The sequence below is a fragment of the Streptomyces sp. NBC_01304 genome (assembly GCF_035975855.1).
Classification (GTDB): domain Bacteria; phylum Actinomycetota; class Actinomycetes; order Streptomycetales; family Streptomycetaceae; genus Streptomyces.
Genome location: NZ_CP109055.1, coordinates 7,337,280 through 7,358,611 on the forward strand (window position 1 = coordinate 7,337,280; position 21,332 = coordinate 7,358,611).

General features: G+C 72.6%; 10 protein-coding genes. 5 read left to right on the forward strand and 5 right to left on the reverse strand.

The features are described 5' to 3' along the window. Positions 1–14: 14 nt before the first annotated feature. The 5 genes from OG430_RS32515 to OG430_RS32535 form a co-directional block, all read right to left on the reverse strand. On the reverse strand, positions 15–725 hold the full coding sequence (locus OG430_RS32515) for a thioesterase II family protein (protein WP_327356202.1): 711 nt from the start codon (positions 723–725) through the stop codon (positions 15–17). Further along, positions 725–6,988 carry a non-ribosomal peptide synthetase gene (locus OG430_RS32520; RefSeq protein ID WP_327356203.1) on the reverse strand — a complete coding sequence of 2,088 codons (6,264 nt, stop codon included), beginning with the start codon at positions 6,986–6,988 and terminating at the stop codon, positions 725–727. Before OG430_RS32520 ends, OG430_RS32515 begins: the two co-directional genes overlap by 1 nt. A gap of 141 nt (positions 6,989–7,129) precedes the next feature. Then, entirely contained in the window at positions 7,130–8,740 is a 1,611-nt protein-coding gene (locus tag OG430_RS32525; protein WP_327356204.1) for a sensor histidine kinase, read from the reverse strand. Further along, positions 8,737–8,994, reverse strand: coding sequence for a CBU_0592 family membrane protein (locus OG430_RS32530; RefSeq protein ID WP_327356205.1), 258 nt, complete (start codon positions 8,992–8,994; stop codon positions 8,737–8,739). Before OG430_RS32530 ends, OG430_RS32525 begins: the two co-directional genes overlap by 4 nt. Before the next feature lie 40 nt (positions 8,995–9,034). Then, complete coding sequence (locus OG430_RS32535) at positions 9,035–10,072, reverse strand: rod shape-determining protein (RefSeq protein ID WP_327356206.1); 1,038 nt, start codon at positions 10,070–10,072, stop codon at positions 9,035–9,037. 467 nt (positions 10,073–10,539) lie between these two features. Here OG430_RS32535 and OG430_RS32540 point away from each other — a divergent pair, with 467 nt between their 5' ends. The 5 genes from OG430_RS32540 (at position 10,540) to OG430_RS32560 (ending at position 21,257) form a co-directional block, all read left to right on the forward strand. Then, positions 10,540–11,835 carry a helix-turn-helix domain-containing protein gene (locus tag OG430_RS32540; protein WP_327356207.1) on the forward strand — a complete coding sequence of 432 codons (1,296 nt, stop codon included), beginning with the start codon at positions 10,540–10,542 and terminating at the stop codon, positions 11,833–11,835. 727 nt (positions 11,836–12,562) lie between these two features. Continuing rightward, a complete protein-coding gene (locus OG430_RS32545) occupies positions 12,563–13,789 on the forward strand; it encodes an MFS transporter (protein WP_327359320.1) in 1,227 nt (408 codons plus the stop codon). A gap of 182 nt (positions 13,790–13,971) precedes the next feature. Beyond that, positions 13,972–17,700, forward strand: coding sequence for a S8 family serine peptidase (locus tag OG430_RS32550; protein WP_327356208.1), 3,729 nt, complete (start codon positions 13,972–13,974; stop codon positions 17,698–17,700). Between the two features lie 184 nt (positions 17,701–17,884). Further along, positions 17,885–20,017: an ATP-binding protein gene (locus OG430_RS32555; RefSeq protein WP_327356209.1), complete on the forward strand. Its 2,133-nt coding sequence runs from the start codon at positions 17,885–17,887 to the stop codon at positions 20,015–20,017. Between the two features lie 109 nt (positions 20,018–20,126). Continuing rightward, positions 20,127–21,257: an esterase-like activity of phytase family protein gene (locus tag OG430_RS32560; protein WP_327356210.1), complete on the forward strand. Its 1,131-nt coding sequence runs from the start codon at positions 20,127–20,129 to the stop codon at positions 21,255–21,257. The last annotated feature ends 75 nt before the right edge of the window (positions 21,258–21,332 follow it).

Genomic DNA, 21,332 nt, shown 5'->3' on the forward strand with positions numbered 1-21,332 from the left:
TCACTCCAGGCCCCTCAGGGATGGAGCTCGCTCCTCAGCGCCCGTTGCAGCTCCGCCTCGTGGGTCTGCAGGAAGAAGTGGCCGCCCGGGTACTCGTGCATCGCGAAGCGGCCGCCGGCGTGCCGGGACCAGGCCTTGAGGTCGGCCTGGGTGAACCAGTCGTCCGCGCCGCCGTGCGTCGAGACGGGGCAGCTCAGCGGGGGCGGTGTGCGGTCGCCGTAGGCGTCGGCCAGGAGCATGTCCGCCCTGATGACCGGCATCGCCATCTCCATGAAGGCGTCGTCGTCCAGGAGTTCGGCGGGGGTGCCGCCCATCTTGCGCAGCACCTCGCGGAATTGGGCGTCGGGGAGCCGTGCGTCCGAGTCCGTGACGGGCGCGGACGACGGGGCGCGGTACGCCGCCACCGCCAGGTGGGCCGGCGGTCGGCCCGTTGCTTCGAGGCGGGTGGCCGCCTCGAAGGCCAGGGCCGCGCCGAAGCTGTGGCCGAACAGGGCGAAGGGCCCGTCGAGCCGGTCGTCCATCGTGGCGAGGATGTCGTCCACGAGGGCGTCGAGGTCCGTGGGCAGGGGATCGCGGATGCGGGTCCCGCGGCCGGGCAGCTCGATGGGGCAGACGTCGATGCCGGCCGGGAAGGCCCGCTGCCAGCCCCGGTAGACGTAGGACGAGCCGCCGGCGTAGGGGATGCAGAAGAGACGCAGGGACGGCTTCTCGGGGGGCGTCGGCATTACTGGTTTTCCCTGTCCTGCGGGCGGGTGGTGGCGGCCGGGTCCTCGGCCTCGGTGGCCGGGGGGAGGCCGGTGACGTAGGCGGCCAGGCCGCCGGCCGTGGGCTGCTCGAACATCGCGACCAGGGGGAAGCGGCGGTCCAGGGCCGTCTGCAGCAGGCGGTGCAGGCGGACCATGGCGACGGAGTCGACGCCCAGGTCGAGCAGATGGTCGTGCAGGGCGAGGGCGGTGAGGCCCGGCTCGGTGCGGAGTACGGCGAGGATCTTCGCCTCGGTCTCCGTGTGGGCCGCGTCGTCGGGCTCGGTGGGTTCCGGCTCGGCGGCTTCGGCCAGTTCCCGCAGCGCCTCGCGGTCGAGCTTGCCGCGCGAGGTCAGGGGGAGGCGGTCGGCCTCGACGAAGGTGGCGGGGACCAGGTAGTCGGGCAGGGTCGCGGCCAGGGCGGACCGGAGGGTGTCGGTCAGGGAGACCTCCGGGGCCGGTGCCTCCTCGGGGTCGGGGGACCCGCCGAGCATCCCGTGCAGCACCTCGTGGTCGTCGTCCAGGGCGAGGGCCGTGCGCAGGGCCTCGGTCGGGTGCAGCACGCCCACCTGGCACAGGCCGAGCCCTAGCTCCGGCGCCGCGCTGTCCAGCAACTGCGCCATCAGGCCCGCCTCGATCAGACAGAAGTCGCGTGCCCGGCTGCCGTACAGCGGCTCGATCGCCGAGCGGCGGGCGACGAAGAGGAGGGTGAACGCGGCTGAATCCGCGATGAGTTGGTTGTCCGGCGTGTGGACCCCGGGGTCGATCGTGGCGCCGGTGGTCAGGGCGACCAGGCGGTGGCGGTGCGGGTCCAGGTAGTACGTGCCGCCGTCGAGGCCGGCGATGCGGCCGGGGGCGATGTGCACGTACGTCTGGACCGGGTAGAGGCCGCCGGCGGAGGCGTAGCGGTATTTCAGGGTGCCGGTGGCGTCCTCGTACGCGCCGAGGACGCCGAGGAGTCCGGCGAAGGCGTCGACCGCGAGCGGGTCGGGGGCGAAGGTGCGCCGGCTGGTGCGGGCGGGCGGGTTCGCGGTGGGCAGCACGAGCCGGTCGGCGGCGGCCGGGAGGTCCGTACGCAGGCCGGGACGGCTCGCCTTGAAGGCGAGGCGGCCGAGGGGGTCGGTCAGGACGCCCTCGCCGAGGTCGGCCCGGTAGGTGGCGGGGGTGGTCCTGGCCTGTGCGGCCGGTCTGTCGGGGGCGGCCGTTGGTGGGTGGCTCGTGTGGGGGGTGGGGTGGGTTGGCTTGGTGGTCAAGGGGTTCAGGGGGGCGGGCGCGGTGTCAGGGTGGAGGTCGGCCCGGTAGGTGAGCGGGGTGGTCCCGGGTTGTGTGGCTGGTGGGGTCTCGGGGACGATCACGGCTGCGAGGCGGCGGGTGCCGCGGGTGGAGCCGATGACTGTGACGGCCGCCGCCCGTACCTCGGGGCGGCGCAGCAACGCCGCCTCGATCTCGCCCAGTTCGATGCGATGGCCGCGGATCTTGACCTGGAAGTCCTCGCGGCCGAGGATCTCGATCTCGCCGGACGGGAGCCAGCGGCCCAGGTCGCCCGTGCGGTACAGGCGGCGGCCGGAGGCGGGGTCGGTGACGAAGGACGCGGCGGTGCGTTCCGGGTCTCTCCAGTAGCCGTCGGCCAGGCCGGTGCCGCCGATGTGGATCTCGCCGGTGACGCCGACCGGGCAGTGCTCCAGGCGGTCGTTGAGGACCTCCATCGTCTGGTTGCGCAGGGCGGTGCCGTACGGGATCGAGTCGCGTCCGGCATCGTCCTCGGTCACCACGTGGGCGACCGACCAGATCGCGGCCTCCGTGGCGCCGCCCGCCGACGTGACCCGGGCGGCGGGGGCCGCGGACCGGATGCGGGCCGGCAGGTCGACCGGGATCCAGTCGCCGGAGAGCCACACCTCGCGCAGCGTCCGCAGGGCGGGCGGGGCCGGGGCGTCGCCGATGTGCTCGACGAGCATCTGCATCAGGGCCGGGACCGAGTTCCACAGGGTGACCCGGTGCTCGGCCATCAGGGCCAGCCAGCGGGCCGGGTCGGTGACGGCCGAGGGTGCGGGCAGGACCAGGGCCCCGCCCCGTCCGAGGACGGCGAAGATGTCCGCCACGGACAGGTCGAACCCGAGCGCCGACAACCCCAGCACCCGGTCATCGGCGTTGAGTTCGCAGCGGTCAGCGAAGTCCAGGCAGGTGTTCAGGGCCGCGCGGTGCGAGACCGCGACCCCCTTGGGCGTGCCGGTGGAGCCCGAGGTGTAGAGGACGTACGCGAGAGCGTCCGGCCCCTGTACCGGCTCCAGCGGCGAGTCGTCGCCGTCCTCGGTGGTCAGGTCGACGACGAGCGTGCCGACCGTGGCCGGCCAGTCGCCCCGCTCCGCCACCAGGGCGAGCCGGGCCCCCGAGTGCGCGAGCAGCCACTCCCGGCGGGCCGTCGGCAGCGCGGGGTCGACCGGCAGATACGCCGTCCCCGCCAGCTGCACCGCGACCACCGCCACGATCTGCTCGACACTCTTGCCGATCCCGACCGCCACCAACTCGCCGGTACCAGCCCCGAGTTCACGCAGTTGGCGTGCGAGTCGGCAGGCGTGTCGGTAGAGCTCGCCGTACGTCAGCTCGCGGCCCGCCCCGACGACCGCCGTGCGCTCCGGATGCGTCAGCGCCTGCTCGACCAGGTCCGTGATCAACAGCCCGTCCGGCACCTTCTCCTCGGTCGCGTTGGCCGCCTCGATCAGCGCCAACTGCCGTGCGGGCAACACCGATTCACCCTGTGCGTCCCAGGCGCCCGCCTCGTCGGCGAGGCCCCACAGCAGCCGCGTATAGGCGTCGAACATGTCGTCCAGAACGCCCGGCGGGAAGGTCTCCTCTACCGCGTCCCACTTGTAGGTGAGGTCGCCCCGGTCCTCGTACACCTGGTGGTCGAGGCGGACCTGGGGCGTCTGCGACACCGCGTACACGGTCTCGCCGAGCCAGTCCGCGCCCACCTCGCCGCCCGTGAAGTCCTGGTCGCGGCCCTGTTCGCGGGCGCTGGCGAAGACCGTCGCGGAGAAGGCGTGCGGCGGCACGTCGCGGACCCGTGCGATCTCGCGGATGACGTCCACGCCGCTGAAGAGTCGGTGGTCCATGTCCTGCCACAGTTGCCGCTGCATGCGTGCGGCGAGCGCGGTGAACCCGCCGCCGGGGCGGAGGTCGACCTCCAGGAGGGTCACCGAGGTGAAGTCGCCGATCACGCGGTCGATGTGCGGATGCAGCGGGTGGCGGTTGAAGAGCGGCACGTTGAGGGTGAAGTGGCCGCTGCGGCTCCAGGCGCCGAGGACGGTGGCGTACGCGGCGAGCTGGACGGCGGAGGGCGTGAGGCCGCGGGCGGCGGCGCGCTCCTTCACCCGGATCCAGTCGGCGGCCGGCAGGCGGTCCTGACGGCGGGTGCGCAGGGGAGTGCTGCCGGTGGGAAGTGTCCCTGCGCGCAAGGGGAGTTGGGGGTTCGGGGGGAGGGTCTCGATCCGGGTCTTCCAGTACGCGCGTGCCGTGTCGTACGCCGGTGAGTCGCGCAGCTCCTGCGCGGCGAGGACGTAGTCGCGGAACGACACGTCGAGCGGCGGGAGTTGGGCGGTCGGGTCGGCGTAGAGGTCGCCGAGCTCCAGGAAGAACAGGCGGATCGAGGCCACGTCGGCGATCAGCAGGTCGATGCCGATGTGGACGCGGGCGTGGTTGCCGTCACGGTCGCCGTCGAGCCAGGTGACGTGGATATCGAACATCGGCCAGGTGTCCAGGGGGAGGGCCTGGTGGCTCAACTCCGCGCGCAGGGCGGCCAAATGAGCCCTCTGGTCCTCGTCGGGCGCCTCGCGGAGGTCGTACTCCGTGACCGGGACCTCGCCCACCTCGGAGAGGATGCGCTGGGTGCCGTCCGAGGCGACGACGGCCCGCAGCATCTCGTGCCGGGCGACCAGGGCGGTCAGGGCGCGGCGGAGGCGGGGCAGGTCGAGGTCGGGGGAGGCGTACTCGGTGTAGAGGTGGATGGAGGTGGAGCCCAGCTCGTAGCCGCTGCTCCGGCCGACCAGATAGGCGTGCTGGATCTCGGTCAGCGGGAACGGCTCGTGGCGGGCCGAGGGGTTCGGTGTGAGCGTCGGCCGGACCAACTCCCCGGGTGTGACCGCCTCTTCGGAGGTCAGTCCGGTCGCGATCAGCCCCGCCACCGTCGGGATGCCGCCCCGGAAGAAGTCGGCGAGCGGCAGCGGCACGCCGAAGTCGCGGCTCAGGCCGTGCCGGAGTTCGACCGTGCGCAGGGACTCCAGGCCGAGGGAGGTCAGGGGGCGGTCCTCGGCGACGGAGGCCGGGTCGACGCGCAGGAGGGCGCCGACCCGGCGGCGTATCTCCGCGGTGAGGACCTGGGCGCGGAGCTCGGCGGGGAGGGCGATCACCATGTCCCGCAAGGGGCTTGCGGGGGTCTGCGGATCCTCGGCGTCGGCCGCCTCTTCCGCCGGGGCGGAGGTGACGGACGAGGTGAGCAGCGGGGTGAGTTCGCCGTCGAGGTGGGCCTGGCGGCAGGTGGTGCGGCGGATCTTGCCGCTGCCCGTCATCGGGATGTCGGCCGGGCGGACGAACACGACCGTGTGCGCCTCGACTTCCTGATCTGCGGCGACGGCGGCGCGTACCTCGGTGGCGAGGGCCGGCAGGTCGAGGTCCTCGGGGGACTCGACCGACTGGACCAGGACCAGCTGCTCGCCGCTCTCCGTGTCCACCGAGAACGCGGCCGCCGGTGCCGTCTCCAGGGCCGGGTGGGCCCTACGGGCGGCGGACTCGACGTCCTGGGGGTGGATGTTGCGGCCGCGGATGATGATGAGTTCCTTCAGCCGGCCGCAGACCACGATCTCGCCGTCCTGGGAGAAGGCGAGGTCGCCCGTGCGGACGAACGGGCCCTCGCCGTCGGCCAGTTGGCCGCCGAAGGTCTCCGTGGTCTGCTCGGGGCGCTGCCAGTAGCCCTGGTTGACGACGTCGCCGGCCACCCAGATCTCGCCGACCTCGCCGTCGGCGCACTCGGTCAGCGTCGTCGGGTCGACTACGAGCATGCGGACGCGGGGGTGCGGGGTGCCGCAGCCCACGAGCTCGGCCGTGCGGGCGGTGTCGGTCGTGGCCGGGGTCGCGCGGCCCGCCTCCAGGGCGGCCGCGTCCAGCGTGAGCCGCAGCGGGTCGGGGCCGCGGCGGCCGCTGATGCCGAGGGTGACCTCGGTGAGGCCGTAGCCGGGGAACCAGGCCTCGCGGCGGAAGCCGTGCGGGGCGAAGGCGTCGGTGAAGGCCTCGATGGTGCGGGCCTGGATGCGTTCGGCCGCGTTGAAGGCGGCGTGCCAGCGGCCGAGGTCCAGCTGTTCGCGCTGCTCGGGGGTGACGCGCTCGACGCAGCGGTCGTACGCGAAGTTCGGGCCGCAGCTGAAGACCGGGGCCTGTGCGTCGGATATCGCCTTCAGCCAACGGAAGGGTTCGGCGACGAAGTCGTCCGGGGTGAGGACGGTGCAGTGGCCGCCGACGAACTGGGACATCGTGACCGTGCCCGCGATGCCGAGCGCGTGGTACACGGGCATCCAGGTCACCACGTCGGCGCCGTCCGGGAGTTCGGCCAGGTCGCGGAAGACGCGCAGCTGCTCCAGGAGGTTGTCGCGGGTGACCATGACGCCCTTGGGGGTGCCGGTCGAGCCCGAGGTGTACTGAAGCAGGGCCAGGTCGTGGCCGTCCGCGTCCGGAGGCGTCCACAGGTCGGGCGCAGCCGGTACGTCGCTCGCGTCGGCGTCGACCTCGATCCAGTCCGGTCCCTGGGGGGCGCCGCCCTCGGCCCAGATCCGGCGCAGCTCCGCCGTCCGGCCGCGCGGGGCCACGACTGCCGCGACCTCGGCGTCCTTGCCCATCTGCACGAAGCGTTCGGCGAGCGCGCCGCCCGTGCCTTCCTTGGGCGGCGCGCATGCCACCGCCGCGGCACCCGCGTACAGACAGCCGAACAGGCCCACCACGAAGGCCGGACCGGGCGGCAGCAGAAGCAGTACGCGTCCGCGCCGTGCGCCACGTTCGGTGAGGGCGACCGCCAAGGCGCGGGCGCGGGAGTCGAGTTCCCCGCGGGTCAGGCGGACCGGCGGCAGTTCGAGTCCGGAGTGCTCATCGAAGCGGGGAAAGGTGAAGGCCGTCTCCTGCGGGGCCTTCTCGGCAGGGCGGCGGAGGCTTTCCAGCAGGCCCTCCGTCGGATGGCCGGGGCGGTGCAGGCGACTGACGGACATGAACTCCCCTATTTCGGAAGGCAGGTGACACTGCTGGTCAGGGCCCCTGTGGCAGGTGGTGCCGCTGGGGCCGCGCAGTTGGGGACGAGAGTAATGGGCGCTATCCGAAAGCATGTGCGGGAGGTTCGGGTCGGACAGGCCTCAGAGGGGTGACTGCCAGGTCAGCGTCGTACCCGCAACGCCCTCGCCGTCACCCTCGCCGCCGCTGTCGCCGCCCTCGGCGGCCGCGTCCCTGGCCCCGTCGTCGTACACCGTGAGCCGTACCCCGTCCCGCCCGTCCGGCAGTCGGGCCGCCGCGTCGACCGTGATCTCGATGCGGGACACCTCCGGGCGGCGCGAGGCCGTCTCCAGGGCGCGTCGCAGGTTGGTCAGCAGATGCCCCGCCGTGCGCTCCCCGATGCGGCTGTCCACCGCCCCCGTGAACTGCGCGGACGGCTGGAACCCGAGCACCGCCGCGACCCCCGCCGCCTCCCGCAGGACCTTGCCGCGAAAGCTGGTCGGGGCGTCGGCGGGCGGCTGCTGCAGGGCGAAGATGGCCGTACGCACCTCCTGGATGGTCGAGTCCAGCTCGTCCACCGCCTTGCCGATGGTGTCCTCGACGTCCGTGAGCTGGGCCCGGCGCTTGGCGGCGTCCAGCATCATCCCGGTGGCGAACAGGCGCTGCACCACCAGGTCGTGCAGATCGCGGGCGATCCGGTCCCGGTCCTCGAACACCGCGAGGCGCTCCCGGCTCTCCTGCGCGTCCGCGAGGACCAGGGCGAGCGCGGCCTGCTGGGCGAAGTGGCCGGCGAGGACGCGCTCCGTCGCCGTGTAGGTGCGGGCGCCGATCCTGCGGGGCAGGGCGAGGGTGCCGATCAGTCGGCCCTCGGCCTGCAGGGGCAGCAGCATGCTCGGGCCGAAGCGGGCGCGTACCGGCGTAGTCATCCGCGGGTCGGTCGACGAGTCCTCGACGAACACCGCCTCGCCGCCCAGGAGTTGATCCAGGACCGGGCTGCCGGGGGAGATGGTCGTGCCGACCAGGTCGCCGGGGTCCCCGTGCGTGGAGGCCGTGACGATCTCCATGCCGCCGTCGACCGTGGGCTGCAGGATCACCCCGGCCGCGGCGTCCGCGAGCTTCCTGGCCTGCTCGGCCACGACCATCAGGGCATCGGTCGGCGACTTCCGGGACAGCAGCGCCGTGGTGACCGCGGCGGCGCCCTCGATCCAGCGCTCGCGCTGCCGCGCGGCCTCGTACAGCCGGGCGTTGCCGATCGCGATGCCGGCCTGCGCGGCGAGGATCCGCAGGAGCTGCTCGTCCTCGGCGGTGAACGCTGCGCCGTGCCTCTTGTCGGTGAGATAGAGATTGCCGAACACCTCGGCGCGCACCAGGACCGGGACGCCGATGAAGCTGCGCATGGGGGGATGCCCGGCGGGCATTCCGCACGAACGGGGGTCCTCGGTGAGATCGGTCAGCCGCAGCGGCTTCGGGTCCTTGATGAGTACGCCGAGCAGCCCGGCGTCGCCGCACGGGAGGCGCCCGATCGCGGCCCGGGTCGCCTCGTCCATGCCCGCGGTGAACAGCTCGGTGAGCCGCCCCTGCGCCGGGTCGACGACGCCGAGCGCCCCGTACGCCGCGTCCGTCAGCTCGGCCGCGGCGTCCACCAAGTGCTTCAGTGTGGCCCGTAGTTCGAGGTCCGTGCCGACGCTGAGGACCGCCTCCAGGAGCGGCACCCTCGGGCCGTCGACCGGACCTGGGACCGGACCTTCGCTCACGCGGCTTCCTGGCCGCTGACCGGGCGGCCCCGCGCCCAGTCCACCAGGCCGAGCAGCGAGTACAGCGCCCAGGCCCCTTCGAGCAGCAGGAACCCCCACTGCTCGCCGGCCGCCGCCTCGATGGTGAGGAGCGAGGAGCCGATGAAGTTCAGCCAGAGATGACCGGCCGAGCCGAAGGCGACCCGGCCGGACTGGGCGAGCACGAACGACACCAGGATCAGGGCGGCGCCGATGAGCTGGATGGACATGGCCATGGGGTGCGCTCCTCTCCTGGTCCTGGTGTCGGTGTTGCGGTCACTGGGCCAGGGGGTCCAGGTGCATCGGGGCGACCTTGCCCTCCAGGAGCGCGCCCAGGCCCAGGATCGCGCACACGTCGGGGCGTTCCGCGATGGCCACCGGCATGCCCGTGGCGCTGCGCAGCATCGTGTCCAGGCCGGGCAGCAGCGCGCTGCCGCCGACCATCATGATGCCCCGGTCGGCGAGGTCGGCCACGAGGTCCGGCGGGCAGTTCCGCAGCACCTTGCCGATGCCGTCGAGCACGGCGGTCAGCGGGGTGTGGATGGCATCGCGTACGGCGGCCGTCTGGACCTGCACCGAGCGGGCGAGGCCGGTGGCCACGTCGCGGCCGTGGATCTCCGTGCTCTCCGGGCCGTGCGAGGTCAGGCCGTTGCCGCTCAGCGCCAGCTGCAGCGGGCGCACCGACTGGCTCGGCAGCACCAACTCGTGCTGGTGGCGCAGGTGTTGCAGGATCGCGTGGTCGATCGCGTCGCCGCCCACCGCCATCCGCTCGGCGGTGACGATCGAGCCCATCGAGAGCACCGCGACCTGGGTGGTCGCCGCACCGCACACCATGATCATGGTGGCCTCGGGCTGTTCCACGGGCAGGCCGCAGCCCACGGCTGCCGCGATCAGGGTGTCCACGAGCTCTACGCGGCGGGCGCCCAGGCCCACCAGCGTCTCGGTCGCCGCGCGCTGGGCGAGCGGGTCGGCGTCGTGCGGGGTGCAGACCGCGGCACGCAGGCGGGGCTTGCGGCGCAGGGCGCGGCGGAGCTTGTCGTCCAGGAGCTGGCTGAGCATGCGGCGGGCCATCTCGATGTCGACCACCGTGCCGCCGGACACCGGCCGCACCACCCGGATGTAGCCCGGGGTGCGGCCCGTCATGCGCTCGGCGAACTCGCCCACGGCGATCAGGGCGCCGGTCTTGGTGTTGACGGCGGCGACGCTGGGCTCGTCCACGACGAGCCCGGCCCCCTTCACGTAGACCCGCGTACGCGCGGCCCCCAGATCGACGGCGACGTGGCAGCGGCGTAGCTGCTCAAGGCTTACGGTCATGGCAGAGCCTCCCGAGAGCGCAGACCGTGTACGGGGCCGCGGGTGCGGTCCCTTACGCATCGTCAGGTGAGGCCCGGTGAGGCGCGCGTTGGGGTGCGCCGTTCGGGCTCGGCGAACGGGGACGGCAACCTTCGGCCATTTGCTGGAGCCACCATTCGCCGCACAGGCCCTCAGGCGTGGGCCAGAGCCTCAACTCTCCGTCGGTTTCCGGCCGTTGATGTTGAAACTCCGTCACATGCCGTGTTGTTACGGTCACCCTGTGGATGGAAATGTCCCCGGAAGACGCATGGGGCTCAGTCGTCGGAGCCGGAGCGAGCGGCCGGTCTGGGGTGACGGAAGGGGGTCCCGGCGTCTGCTGGGGGACAGGTGGTTGCGTTTGGGAACCACTTGGTGCAGCGAATGGCTGGTGCCCGCCACGGGTGGGTGGTGGGCACCTGAGGGACGGGGGCCAGGCAGAGGGAGGGGTCATGCGGACGAGGAAGCTGCCGAACGACCGGCTGCGCGCACTGATGGCCGAGGCGGGCCTGAGCGGTGCCGAGCTGGCCAGGGCCGTCAACGCGCGCGGTGCGGAACTGGGGTTCAGCGTCTCGTACGACCGCTCGACCGTCTCCCACTGGCTCACCGGAACCCGGCCGAGGCCGCCCGCCGGACAACTGCTCGCCGGGGTGTTCTCCCAGCGTCTCGAGCGCGCAGTGGGCGGCATCGAGCTCGGTCTGTCGGACGTCGGGCAGGGGGCCTTTCCTGTGGGGGGATCGGCCTGCCGACCGGCGGACGACTGTGCCTGCGCGTCGGACTCCGCGCGAGGCCTGACCGAGTTGCTCGGCCGGCACCAGGACCCCGTCAAGCTGCGTCGACTGCGCCAACTGGCGTATCGGCGCGTGCAGTTGGCGGACCTGGTGGGGGAAGGGGGAGCGGGCGCCGGCCGTGGGGGTCCGGCGCCCGCAGGACGCTGCGCGGCGGTGGCGGAGATCGACGGAGTGCTGGAGCGGTACGGGGGCGGGCGGGCGCGCGAACTGGTGGTGGCGCGGCTGCAGGAAGCCCTGGCCGGCCCCGCGTTCGAGGAGGCCGAGCCCGCCGCGCTCGCCGCGGCCGCCGGGCTGTGCCGGATGCTCGGGCGGTGCTGGATGGACGAGTTGGGGCACGGTGCGGCGCAGGGCGCCTTCGGGCTCGCGCTGTCCTTCGGCTGTGCGGCACGGCGGCCGGTGCTGCGGGCGCTGGTGCTGCGGGACCTGAGCGTGCAGGCCCTGGAGTGCGGGCAGCCCGCCGAGGCGCTGGTGCTCGCCGAGGCGGCGGTGGGGCTCGGCGGAGCCCTGGCCGGGCCCGGGGGGCGGGCGTATCTGTACGGCCAGCGAGGGGTGGCGCGGGCGGTGCGCGGGGATCGGTGCGGCGCGTTCAAGGACATCGATCTGGCCGAGCGGTGGGCCGATCGGGGGGACGCGGAGTGCGGGGCGTATCCGCTGGGGGCGCTGGTGCATCAGCGGGCCCGGATCCATCGGGCGCAAGGGGATGTGCGGCGGGCCGTGTCGGCGCTGGAGCTGTCGCTGGCGCTGCGGGGGCCTGCGGAGCACCGGACGCGGGCGTTGTTGCGGATCGAGCTCGCGGAGCTTCGGCTGGTGCTGGGGGAGGGGGACGGGGCCGGGGAGTTGTTGCGGCTGGTGCCCTCGGGGATGGCGGAGCTTCGGTCTGCGCGGGTTGCCGCGGGGGTTGCTGCGCTGCGGCGTCGGGTGTTTGTGCCTCGTCGGCGGGTGGTTGCTGCGAGGTAGTGAGGCTTGTCCCTCCTGGGTCGCGTTCCCGCCTGGGTCGCGGGGGCTCTGCCCCCGGGCCCCCGGTCCTCAGGGGCCGGGCGGGCTTCGTTGGGGGTCGGGTTTTGGGCTTGCGGCGCTGGGGGTGGGGTCGGCCCTGACGCAACGGCTTGCGGCGCCAGGGGTGGGGTGGCCCTGAGGCAATGGCGTGCGGCGCCGTGGTGGGCCGGGGCAGCCCAGACTCAATGGCGTGCGGCGCCGTGGTGGGCCGGGGCCCTGCTTTCACGGCGTGCGGCACCTTCGGGCTGTGCCCACCCTCCCCCAAGCTCTCGGCTTCGCTCGAGCAGGGGGGACCCCCCTCGCCCTGCGGAACGCCTGCCCACAGCGGGGGGCGGGAATGGGTGGGGAGGCCTGCCTATAGCGGGGGGCGGGGTGGGGATAGTTGAGGAGGCCTGCCCGCAGCGGGGGCGGGGCAGGCGGGCGGCGGCCGGTGCGGCGAGGGCTGGGATGGGGTTCGCAGCGGGCCTTGGTGGCCGCCCCGGTCGGGTGTAAGGGGCACGCGTTAGCATCCCCTGTGACCAGCGCGACCTCAGGCCAGGAAGGCCAAACGGACTCATCCGGCATACCCGGCCAAGCCGGCGACCCCTCCCGAGGTCCCGTCCAAGTCGGAGACTCTTCCCCGGGGCCTGTCCAAGCCGGAGACCTTTCCCCGGGGCCCGCCCAACCCGCACCCGTCAAGCGCCCCCGCATCCTCGCCGACCTCACCCCCCTGCGCACCTCCAAGGACTACCGTCGGCTCTGGGTCGGGAACACCGTGTCGTGGCTGGGGCAGGCCATGACCGCGCTGGCCGTCTCGTTGCAGGTGTACGAGATCACCGGGTCGAGCTTCTCGGTGGGGCTCGTGGGGGTGTTCTCGCTGGTGCCGCTCGTCGTGTTCGGGCTGTACGGCGGGGCGATCGCCGACACCTTCGACCGGCGCAAGCTGGGGCTCGTCACCGCCGCGGGGCTGTGTGCGCTGTCGGTCGTGCTCGCCGTGGCCGCGTTCGCCGGGTATCACCGGGTGTGGCTGCTCTACACGGTCGTTGCGCTGCAGGCCGCGTGCATGGCGCTCAACTCGCCGGCCCGGACCTCGATGATTCCCCGGCTGCTGCCGCCCGAGCAGTTGCCCGCCGCCAATGCGCTCGGGTCCATGACGACCACCTCGGGCACGATGGTCGGGCCGATGGTGGGCGGTCTGGTGGTGGGGTTCTGGGGGTATCAGGCGGCCTATCTGATCGATGCCGTCACCTTCACCGCCGCGCTCTATGCCATGTGGCGGCTGCCCGCCATGAAGCCCATCCGGAGTGCGGGCGACGGGGCCAAGCGGGCCTCCGTCCTGGACGGGCTGCGGTTTCTCGGTACGCGGCCCAATGTGCGCATGACGTTCTTCACGGACATGTGCGCCATGGTCCTCGCGCATCCTCGGGCCCTGTTCCCGGCCGTCGCGGTGCTGTGGTTCGGCGGGGACGCGAAGACGGCGGGGATGCTGGTCGCCGCGCCCGCCGTGGGGGCGCTCCTCGGCGGGGTGTTCTCCGGATGGTTCGGGCGGATCCAGCGGCACGGGCTGGCGATCCTGCTGTCCGTCGCCGCTTGGGGCGTCGCCATCGCCGTCTTCGGGCTCACCCGGAATCTGTGGCTCGGCATGTTCTTTCTCGCCCTCGCCGGGTGCGCCGACACCATCTCGATGGTGTTCCGCGCGACCATGCTGCAGGCCGCCACCCCGGACGACATGCGGGGCCGGCTGCAGGGCGTGTTCATCGTGGTCGTCGTGGGCGGGCCGCGGCTCGGGGACTTCCTCGCCGGGTCGGTCGCGGACCTCACGTCGCCGAAGGTTGCCATCACGGGAGGCGGGCTCGCGTGTGTGGTCGCGGTCGGGTTGCTTGCCCTGAAGTGGCGGGCTTTCGCCCGGTATGACGCGCGGGCGCCGCAGGCGTAGGGGCCCGACCCCGCCCCCTCCGGGGCAACCCCCGGTCCGCTCCCCGCACTTGGCAAATAGCTGCCATGGCGGTTTCCCGCCCGCTCCCGTCAACATCCCCGCAACACTCGCCCCCTGACACTCTTCCCAGCACTCGGGCCCCACCCCCGGCCCGGGACCGTCGAGGGAGAGGGCACCCAACGATGACCAGAGCACCCGCGCGGCGCAGAGCCAGGCTGCTGACGGCCACGCTCGCGCTCGCACTGCTCCCGGCCGGCCAGGCCATGGCCGGGCCGGACGCGGCCCAGGCCCCGGCGGACGCGCCGGCGAAGGCGACCGCCGTGGCCCGCGCCGCGCAGACCGTCACGCTCATCACCGGCGACAAGGTCACGGTCACCGAACTCGGCGACGGCAAGAAGTCCGTGGCGGTCGAGCGGCCCAAGGGCGCCACCGGCGCGGTGCGGACCCAGACGTCGAAGGACGGCGCCAACATCAGCGTCGTACCGGACGAGGCGCGTCCGTATCTGGCCTCCGGCAAGCTCGACAAGCGGCTCTTCAACGTGAGCGAGCTGATACGTCAGGGGCTCGCGGACGCCAAGGGCCACAAGGCGGACGGGCTCCCGCTCATCGTCACGTACGGCAAGGCGGCGCGGAGCGCCGCGACCCCCGAGGGCAGCGACAAGGTCCGCTCCCTGCCGAGCATCAACGGCACGGCGGTCGAGGCGGAGAAGAACGCCGAGCTGTGGCGCACGGTCACCGAGGACGGGGCCCGCACCCGGACCTTCGACGAGGGGATCGCCAAGATCTGGCTCGACGGCCGCGTCGAGGCCGACATGGCCGAGTCCAACGCCCAGATCGGCACCCCCAAGGCGTGGGAGGCCGGGCTCACCGGCAAGGGCGTCAAGGTCGCCGTCCTCGACACCGGCGCGGACCTCACCCACCCCGACCTCAAGGACCGGGTGAGCCAGTCCAAGTCCTTCATCGAGGGCGAGGAAGTCGCCGACAAGCAGGGGCACGGCACCCACGTCAGCTCCACCGTCGGTGGCTCCGGCGCGGCGAGCGACGGCAAGGAGAAGGGGGTCGCGCCGGGCGCCGAGCTCGCCATCGGCAAGGTCCTCGCCAACAACGGCGAGGGCTACGACTCGCAGATCATCGCGGGCATGGAGTGGGCCGCGAAGGACGTCGACGCCAAGGTCGTGTCCATGAGCCTCGGTTCGCGCGAGCCGAGCGACGGCACCGACCCGATGGCGCAGGCCGTCAACACGCTCACCAAGGACACCGGCGCGCTCTTCGTGATCGCGGCGGGCAACTCGGGCACGCCCGGCTCCATCGGCTCGCCCGGTGCCGCCGACTCCGCGCTGACCGTCGGCGCGGTCGACTCCACCGACCAGGCCGCGTACTTCACCAGCAAGGGCCCCCGCCGCGGCGACTACGCCCTCAAGCCCGACCTGTCCGCCCCCGGCGTCGGCATCGTCGCGGCCCGCTCCCAACTCGTCGCCGGTGAGGGCTTCTACACCGACATGAGCGGTACGTCGATGGCGACGCCGCACATCGCGGGCGTCGCCGCCCTGCTCGCCGAGAAGCACCCGGACTGGACGGCGCAGCAGCTCAAGGACGGGCTGATGTCGACGTCCAAGACGCTCACCGACTCGCCGTACGACCTCGGCGCGGGCCGCGTCTCCGTGCCCGACGCGATCGACGCGAAGGTCACCGCGACGGGCAGCGTCGACTTCGGCTACTACAGCTGGCCGTACGAGGACAACAAGCCGGTGACGAAGACCGTCACCTACACCAACTCCTCCGACCAGGCAGTGGAGTTGACCCTCGCCGCCGAGGGCGCCCCGGAGGGTGCCGTCACCCTCGCCGACGCCAAGCTCACCGTCCCCGCGCACGGCACCGCGCAGACCACCGTCACCGGCGACGGCGCCAAGGCCCCGGTCGGCAACCTCGGCGGGCACATCACCGCCAAGGCCGGCGACGCGACGGTCGCGCACACCGCGTTCGGCCTGGTCAAGGAGGACGAGCGGTACACCCTCACGGTCAACGTCAAGGACCGCGACGGGGCCGGGGCCAAGTCCCTGCTGAACATCCTCAAGCTGGCCGAGGGCTCGGAGCCGTACCAGGAGGAGGTCGGCGACTCCGGCACCCTGAAGCTGCGCCTGAAGCCCGGCACGTACTCGCTCAGCTCCTTCGTCGACGTACGCGGCAGCCACGGCAAGGACTCCCTCGGCATCGGCTTCCTCGCCGAGCCCGAGGTCAAGCTCGACCGGGACCGTGAAATCACCCTGGACGGGCGCAAGTTGCGCGAGGTCAAGGCCGACGTCGACAAGCGCACCGAGACCCGCCAGCTGCTCATGGAGTACAGCCAGACCGGCGCGGGCACCGGCATCGGCGGCACCGTCCAGGTCCCGCTGACCTTCGACTCCATCTTCGCGGCACCCACCCGTAAGCCGTCCACGGGCGACTTCGAGTACCGGACCGTGTGGCGCCTGGGCAAGCCGCTCCTGTCCGTCGAGGCGGCGGGCCGGCGGCTCGAAGGGGTCACCGTGCAGGGCGGCGGCACCATCCTGAACGGCGGGCTGAAGCTGCCCGTCGTGAACGCGGGCAACGGCACCCCGGCCGCGTACGAAGGAAAGGACGTCAAGGGCAAGGCAGTTGTCGTCAAGGCCGACGGCACGGCCGAGGCCTGGCAGCTGGGGCAGGCCGCGCAGGACGCGGGCGCCAAGGCGCTGTTCGTCACGGATGAGACCCCCGGGCGGCTGATGGACTGGTTCGGCACCGAGGGGTACGAGGACCGGCCGCTGCACATCGGCACCGTCAACGCCGCGGACGGGGCCAGGCTGATCGCCGCCGCCCGCGACGGCCGCAAGCTGGAACTCGAAGGCACCCAGTACACCCCGTACGTCTACGACCTGTCCGAGGGCCACAAGGGCGCGATCCCGAACCGCGACCTGACCTTCGAGCCGGGCAAGCGCGAACTGGCCGTCCTGGACAGCAAGTTCCACGCCACCAAGCCCGCACCGGGCGGCGAGTTCCGCTACTCCATCACCGACACCTTCCCGGTCGGCATCGGCTTCCCCGAGAAGATCGCCTACCCGCGCGAGCGCACCGACTACGTGTCCACCGGCCCCGGCCAGCTCTGGCACCAGTCGGTCACCAACGGCCCGGGCGTGATCGAGGAGCGCTCCGGCACCGTGCCGTACAAGGGCGGCAGCCGCACCGAACTCAACTGGTTCAAGCCCGTCCTGCACCCGTGGCTCGGCACCGGGCTCGGCTGGGGCCAGCAGCGCTACGGCAACAACCTGCAGTTCAACACGCCGGGTTGGGGCGACTCCGGCCCCGACCACACGGGCTTCGGCGACGTCTGGGACAGCGAGTCTGGGCTCACGCAGTTCACCGAGGTGTACGTCGACGGGGTCCAGGTCGACCGCAAGATGAGCTCGGGCGCCTACGCCTGGGGCGACGAGGACGGCGTCACGTCCGAGGAGCAGGACTTCAAGGTCGTCACGGACACGACCAGCGACCCCGAGCGCTGGCGCCTGTCCACGAAGGGCCACTCCGAGTGGACCTTCAAGTCGTCCGAGACCCCCGAGGACCGCTACACCTTCCTGCCCCTGCTGAACCTCGGCTTCGACGTCGACACCGACCTCACGGGCAACGTCCGGGGCGGGCAGCGCCTGCCGGTCGGGATCTTCGCCGAGTACGTCAAGGGCGCGGAGGGCACCGGAAAGATCACGGGCGGGACCCTGGAGGTGTCGTACGACGACGGCAAGAACTGGACCTCCGTCCGGCTCGGCGGGTCGGGCACGTCCTGGAAGGGCACGCTGAAGGTCCCGGCGAGCGCCGACTTCATCTCGCTGCGGGCCTCCGCCAAGGATGACCAGGGCGGTTCCGTGAAGCAGGAGATCATCAGGGCGGTCGGGGTCAAGTAGCCTCGTACGACCGCCGGTTCGGCCCGGTACGGCGGCACTCCACTGATGTGGGTGTGCCCCGTGCCGGGCCGATTCCGTGGCGGTCGTGACAGTCGTGGCGGTCATGACGGAGTTGCCCGCACGAGGGGAGCCAAGGGCTCCGCTGCGCGGATAATGGAAGCAACGGAACCAGTGGGAGGGTCCCGTGCCAGGTCGTGGGCAAGTGCGGGAGCGTGGCAATCTGCCGGACGAGGCGACCCCGTTCATCGGGCGGGCCGCCGAACTGCGCGATGTCTCCGCCCTGTTCGCCGAGGACCGGTTCGTCACCCTCACCGGGCCCGGCGGTGTCGGCAAGACCCGCATAGCGCTCCGCGCCGCCGCCGCACTCACCGGTCAACTCGCGGACGGCGCCTGGCTGGTCGAGCTGTCGGCCGTCCTGCACGGCCGCCACGTGGCGCAGGCCGTGTCCCGCGCCCTCGGGGCCGCCGACCAGACGTCCCGCCCGCTGCTCGACGTACTCGTCGACTATCTGCGCGGCCGCGAGCTGCTGCTCGTCCTGGACACCTGCGAACACCTCGTCGAGGAGTGCGGCCGCCTCGCCCGGCTGCTGCTCGACGCCGCGCCCGGCCTGCGCATCCTCGTGACCAGCAGACAGGCCCTCGACGTCCCCGGTGAGCGCGTCCTGACCATCGGCCCGATGGAGACCGCCCTCGGCGGCGACGCGATCACGATGCTCCGCGCCCGCATCCAGGAGGCCTCGGCCGCCGGGACCCTCAGACGGCACAGCAACCATGAACTCGCCCAGGTCTGCGCCCTGTTAGACGGCATCCCGCTGGCCCTCGAACTGGCCGCAGCCCCGCTGCGGACCATGCCGGCCGACCTCTTCATCGGGCACCTCGCCCGCAGGATGTCCGTGCTGTCGCCCGACGGCTTCGACGAGCCGAGCGCACCCGACCACCTCGACGACACCGGGCAGCTCGCCACGCGTTCCCGCCATGCGGGGCTGCGTACCACCATCGGCTGGAGCCACGAGTGGTGCACCAGCGAGGAGCGGCTGCTCTGGGCCCGGCTCGCGGTGTTCCCCGGCAGCTTCGACATACTCGCCGTCGATTTCGTGTGCACCGGCGACCCGCTGTTCGGCTTCGACCTCACCGACGTACTGAACTCCCTGATCGCCAAGTCCATCGTGCTGCGCGAGGGCGTCGCGGGCGCCCGCCGCTACCGGATGCTCGACACCATCCGTGAGTACGGCGCCGAATGGCTGGAGCGGATCGGCGAGGCCCGCCGGCTGCGGCTGCGCCACCGCGACTACTACCGCCACCTGGCGATGAGCGGGTACGAGGAGTGGATCGGCCCCGACCAGCCGGCCTGGTGCGCGCGGATGACCGTGGAACTGCCCAATCTGCGTGCCGCCATGGACACCTGCCTGGACACGTCGGTGGGCGCGTCCCTCGACATGGCCGGCGACCTGCTCTTCTTCTGGTTCTGCTGCGGCCACCTCCGCGAGGGCCGGCACTACACGGAGGCGGCCCTCGCGCTGGATCCCACCTATGAGGGCGGGCGGGCCAGAGCCCTTTGGTCGTGCGGGCTGCTCGCCATGGGGCAGGGCGATCTCGACGATGCCCTGCAGCTGGCTGTGGGCGGGCAGGACCTCGCCGAGCGCGTCGACGACGAGATGGCGGCGGCGGGCTCGCTGTACGTGCAGGCGGGGGCGCTGACCCTGCAAGGTGATACGGCTGGCGCGCTCCCCAAGTACGCGCAGGCCCACGAGGGTGCCGCGCGCACGGGCCCGGACCTGGTCAAACTCGTGAGCCTGGCGTCGTGGAGCTATGCGCACATGATGCGCGGCGAGGCCGCCGAGGTCCGTGCCAAGGTGCAGCGGCTCAAGGATCTGTCCGGTGCCATCGGCGAGATCTGGGCGGGTGCGTACGGCGATTTCGTCCTGGGCAATCTGAGCATCGTCCAGGGCCGCCATGGCGAGGCGCTCACCTCGCTGCGTACGGCCCTGGAGGCCAAGTCGCTCCTGGACGACCTCTACGGCACCGCCGTCACCCTGGACTCGATGGCCCGCGCCGCCGTCGGCGCCGGGCGGGCCGGGCTGGCGGCCGGGCTGCTCGGGCTCGGCGACAAGGCCTGGGGCATCCTCGGCACGCCCCACCTGGGCGCCCCGGAGATGGTCGAGCACCGGCGGCTGTGCGAGGAACAGACCCGCGCGGCGCTCGGGTCCGCGCGCTTCGAGCGGCAGTACCGGGCGGGCTTCGCCGTCGAGTCCGTCAGCGCCGGGGTCCGTCAGGTGCTCGGGTCGATCCGCAGCCCCGATCCGACGGAGTTCGCGTAGCCGGGTTGTGCGGCTCCCCTTTCGCGCAGTCGTCCAACTCCCTTCACATCTCTGCCAGTTGGGCATACGACACTCCTCGGGTTGCCTGCCTGCCACTGGAGGGTCCGCCATGCGTCTGCGCGTCGCCGTCGTAGCTGCTTCTCTGCTCGCCGCCGTGGTCCCGGGAGCCGCCGAGGCCGCGCCCCGGGCGCCGGGCGCCTGTTCGCCGTACGTGTCCGTCGCCGGGTACTCCGACTCGCTGAACAAGGCCCGGACGGGCGACGGGCGGCTGGTCGGGGGCCTTTCCGCGCTCGCCGTCCGGCACGACGGGTCGGTCGCCGCGGTCTCCGACCGCTCGGCCCTCTTCACGCTGGACGTGGCGAGAGGTCCGGTGCCGCACGCCCGGGCCACCGGGTACTTCCCGCTCGCCGACGAGGCGGGGAAGGCCCTGGACTCCGAGGGGCTGGTCGTGGACCGGGACGGCAGTCACCTCGTGACGTCGGAGGTCGAACCGTCCATACGCCGCATCGGCCCCCACGGCGAGATCCTCGGCCGCCTCCCCGTCCCGGACGCGCTCCGGGTCGCCCCGGCCGGGCGGGCCCGCACCAACCAGACCTTCGAGAGCCTCACCTGGCTCTCGCACGGGCGGCGCCTGGTCGCGGGGATGGAGGGGCCGCTCGCCGACGACGGGGTGGATGCGGCGGGCCGTACGCTGCAGCGCGTCCAGACCTGGCAACGGTCGTACGGGCGGGGTGAGTTCAGGCTCGGACCGCAGTACGCGTACGCGGTCGACCCGGGCAAGGGCCTGGTGGAGCTCGCACCCACGGGGGACGGGCGGCTGCTCGTCCTGGAACGCGGGTTCACCCCGGACTTCCTCCTCAGCGCGAAGCTGTACGTCGCCGACCTGCGCGGAGCTTCGGACGTATCGGGTGTCGAGCGGCTGGCCGGGGACGGCTCGGTGCGCGTGGCCCGCAAGACGCTGCTCGCGGACCTGAACGCCTGCCCTTCGCTGGGGGCACCGTCCCAACTCCCGCCGGGGAACAACCCGTTGATCGACAACATCGAGGGGATGGCGGTCGTGGGTGGTGGTCGTGGCGGTGGCCGTGGCAGTGGCGGCGGTAGTGGTAGTGGTAGTGGCGGTGGGGCCGGGCGGGGGCTTCGGGTGTTGCTGGTCAGCGATGACAACGAGCTGGCTCAGCAGATCACCCGGCTCTACGGGGTTCGGGTGCGGTTGCCGGCAGGCTCTGGTGGGGGGAGGTAGGGGCGAAAAGCTGGATTGCGTGGCTGGTGGGGGTGGGTGGTTGCGCGGACCTCCGTCTGTTTCGTTGCTGGCTGC